Source organism: Parasphingorhabdus sp. (assembly GCF_036964675.1).
Classification (GTDB): domain Bacteria; phylum Pseudomonadota; class Alphaproteobacteria; order Sphingomonadales; family Sphingomonadaceae; genus Parasphingorhabdus.
This window is the reverse complement of record NZ_JBALTF010000154.1, coordinates 1-682: the sequence shown is the minus strand read 5'-3', so window position 1 is coordinate 682 and position 682 is coordinate 1. Positions and strand designations below refer to the sequence as shown.

1 pseudogene is annotated in these 682 nt (G+C 50.6%); it reads left to right on the top strand.

Annotated features, from left to right (window positions below):
- Positions 1–244: pseudogene (locus V7665_RS13680) on the top strand (integrase); the annotation flags it as partial.
- Positions 245–682: the final 438 nt, after the last annotated feature.

The following is a 682-nucleotide window of genomic DNA, read 5'->3' as shown; positions in this document are numbered from 1 at the left end:
AATGCGGGACCAAGGCTTGCCGTTCACCGTTCACGGCTTCCGCTCCAGCTTCCGCGATTGGGTGGGAGAGGAAACCAGCTTTGCCGGTGACGTTGCCGAAATGGCATTGGCGCATACCATCAAAGACAAAACCGAGGCCGCTTACCGCAGGGGGAGTATGCTCGATAAACGACGGACATTGATGGCTGGTTGGGCGGATTATTGTTTGGTCCAAAACCAAAAACCAGTCAGACTCGTGGGATAAAACATACATAACCACGGCGTGCTTCAGATATAATCATGCTGTTTTCTCGCTATTATTGTGCACAGAAAATCTTTTCCACAGGACTGTCCCCGGGACTTTGTGAAATTTTTGTGTGTCAGGGTATGCAAGACGCGAATCACTGGCCTATGCTTTGACACGCAACGGCACTCCTGCTTGTTGCTGCTAGTCCAAAGATTTGGGCAAGGGAATGAAAAATATGGAACCTACACTTCTTACAGTGCCCGATTTTCTGACACGCTACGCAATCAGTCGGAGCGAATTTTACCGGCAAGTGAACAAAGGGAAAATCCCGTTGCTCAAAATGGGGACGGCGAGCCGGATCAGACGTGAAGATGCGGAAACATGGGCTGCTAGCCTTCCAACCTATCAGGGGGAGGCGGCATAATGACGATAAAGACCAAAGAGCCGCCTAGCTCA